The 2389-nt window shown below is 60.2% G+C and carries 5 protein-coding genes; 2 read left to right on the top strand and 3 right to left on the bottom strand.

Annotated elements, in window-relative coordinates; all coding sequences use genetic code 11:
* Positions 1 to 931 precede the first annotated feature (931 nt).
* Positions 932 to 1180 carry a hypothetical protein gene (locus EOA24_RS42060; RefSeq protein ID WP_189354479.1) on the bottom strand — a complete coding sequence of 83 codons (249 nt, stop codon included), beginning with the start codon at positions 1178 to 1180 and terminating at the stop codon, positions 932 to 934.
* Between the two features lie 32 nt (positions 1181 to 1212).
* Here EOA24_RS42060 and EOA24_RS34485 point away from each other — a divergent pair, with 32 nt between their 5' ends.
* The gene (locus tag EOA24_RS34485; RefSeq protein WP_245463347.1) at positions 1213 to 1428 is read left to right on the top strand and encodes a hypothetical protein; all 216 of its coding nucleotides are present in this window, start codon (positions 1213 to 1215) and stop codon (positions 1426 to 1428) included.
* 212 nt (positions 1429 to 1640) lie between these two features.
* On the top strand, positions 1641 to 1832 hold the full coding sequence (locus EOA24_RS34480) for a hypothetical protein (protein WP_126081697.1): 192 nt from the start codon (positions 1641 to 1643) through the stop codon (positions 1830 to 1832).
* 209 nt (positions 1833 to 2041) lie between these two features.
* On the opposite strand, the gene EOA24_RS34475 is transcribed toward EOA24_RS34480, so the two are convergent.
* Together EOA24_RS34475 and EOA24_RS34470 are read right to left on the bottom strand one after the other, a co-directional pair.
* Positions 2042 to 2221 (bottom strand): hypothetical protein, encoded by a 180-nt coding sequence (locus tag EOA24_RS34475; RefSeq protein WP_126081698.1) that lies wholly within the window; start codon positions 2219 to 2221, stop codon positions 2042 to 2044.
* Between the two features lie 48 nt (positions 2222 to 2269).
* Positions 2270 to 2389 (bottom strand): transporter associated domain-containing protein (locus tag EOA24_RS34470; protein ID WP_133374775.1); only part of this gene is annotated, 120 nt, incomplete at its 5' end.

Genomic DNA, 2389 nt, shown 5'->3' with positions numbered 1-2389 from the left:
CCCCGCCCCCGCCACCGCCGATGACGGTGATACCGCCCGCGCCGCCGGTAACATGGCCGCCGACATCCACGGTCACGTCGGCGTTTGAAAATATGCCGACGCCGCCGCCGCCCGCGCCGCCGCTTCTTGAGGGAGTCCCAGTGTTACCGGGACCTCCTCCGGTGCCGCCAGTTACCATTCCGGCACCCGCGACGGTGACATCGGCTGTGGCCGAGATGCCCACACCGCCGCCGCCGTGCCCACCGGGTGTGGTGGTTGCACCCGCTTGACCTAGTCCGCCTGTCCCACCAGTGACGGTGCCGGATATGGTGGTGATAGTTGTAACAGACTGACCAGTAGCACCGGTGATGCCGGTAGTGCCTCTTGGTCTGCCGGCAACGGTCACACTCGCCCCACCCGGCGCACCGTTGCCGGTGGTAAGATCCACCCCGCCACCGCCGCCGCCGCTGCTGGTAGCGGAAGAATCCGCGTCCTGTCCCGTCGCTCCTGCAAGCGACCCATCGGCGCCGCCAACGCCAAATCCCCCGGTCGTGTTTTTGCCGTTGCCGCCATCAGCCAGGGCAGGCGCCGTGCCGAGTGCCACGGCGATAAGTGCTGCGAGCGAAACACCGGCACGAAGCGCAGCTGCGCCTGCCTTTCCGCCAGACGGAATACCATGAACGCTGCCGCCCGCCCTCATTGAACCGTGCCCCTGAATCCGTTGCCCGCCACGCCGGATCGCCCGCACGGCGCACCGACCAAATCGCCGAGAGGTTAACTTGGCGTTTGATTCCTGTCCCGAAGTTGAATTGTCGATTATCGATATATTGAGCACCGTTACTTAAAGGCAACATTAGGTATTTGGAATGTAAGAAGCATAAATATAAGCTTTTACTTTAATATGACTGGAGCGGAGGGTGGGCGGCGCTTGCGGGCCACGCGCCGAGGCCAATCAAACGGAACCGCGTTCAAGCTCCGCCGACAACAGGACAGGGTCGGAGACGCCGCGGCCGAAAAGCGCCATCACCTTGACCGCGATGCGTTCGCGTTCATCCTCGTCGGCAACGTGCTGCCTTGCGCAGTAGTCGTTCAAGACTTTTATAAGAACGTCGAGCTCCGGCGGAATCCGCCACACCGCATGCTGGGTAGTGTCTCGGTTTGAATTTCGGAAAATTCCGACCGCGTTTGAACGCCACGCCAAAAGTGCCTATGCTTAGCGCTATGGATCCTCAAATGATAAAGCGGCACCTGGCACAAGCGGAGCAGCATGTGGCTGAAGGCGAGAAGCACCTTATCCGCCAGCGCGAACTAATCGCCAAACTCGAACGCGATGGTCATGATACTAAGGAAGCGACTGCGTTTTTGGAGCAGCTTGAGGAGATGCAGGGGATGCACGTCGCCGACAGGGATAGATTGAAGAACGAACTCCGCAATGCCGACAGGACCTAACGGCCAGAAGCGACCCACGATGTGATCGGCAACGCAGTCCGCGTCATGCGCATTGCCGGCAAGACGCGCCTGGAACGCGTTGCACCGAAGCCCGGCAAGCGTGGACCCGACAAAAAGCGCGCCTCACCAGCTTGAAAATTGGCCTTGAAAAACGAGCCTTCGGAGCCTTATAAAAATTGACGTTTCCCATGGCTTCTCTGGAGAGAGCTGCGATGGATAACGTGCCGTGCAACGAAGCGAAGCAGAACGCCGTGGAAGTGGTCGAGGCCTGTGGCGAATGGTTCGTCCACGTCATCGAAAACGGCAAAGATACAATCACCAATTTCGAACTCGAGGCATATGCGCTCAGCTACGCGGAGGGGCAGCGCATTCGCTTGGGAATTGAGAGGATCGCGCGCATCTAAAGCGCGTCGCGATCGTTCGGATTCGCTCCATGCGCTTTAGGTTTTTGATTTTACGCATGTCCTTATCCCGAAACCGGTTCCCACTTTCGGGAGACATGCTTTAGTTGGCTCTTCGGGGCCAACGGCCCGGCCCGCAAATCCTGTGTCACCTTGATAAGCGGGCCGGGTCGCCTTGTGTTCCGAGCTGGGTCGAATTTCAAACTGAGACATTACCTATTCTTCTTCAGTAGCCGCGCCTCCCGAAGAAGCGAACTGGCGTCGATGCCGATCAAGTCGACGAGGTCGCGGGCCTGGGCCTCGGTGATGCCGGTTTCCTTCATGAGAAAGCGGACCCGGAATTCCTTCTCCGCCTTCAATCGCTCGTCGCGTTCGTGCTTGCTCTCGGCCATGGATTTTTCCCCATGACCCGAAACCGCAAGTCGACGCTAAGGTTCCGCTCAGCGCGCCACGGGCCGATGCCCGTCGGGCAGGCGGGTGGCGATCAGCTTGTCGATGCGCCGGCCGTCGAGGTCGACCACCTCGAAACGCCAGCCTTGCGCGTCGACGCACTCGCCGGT

Origin of the sequence: Mesorhizobium sp. M2A.F.Ca.ET.039.01.1.1, assembly GCF_003998035.1 — a bacterium.
Lineage (GTDB): Bacteria > Pseudomonadota > Alphaproteobacteria > Rhizobiales > Rhizobiaceae > Mesorhizobium.
Note: the sequence above shows the minus strand (reverse complement) of the source record. Positions and strands in the feature narration are given on the sequence as shown.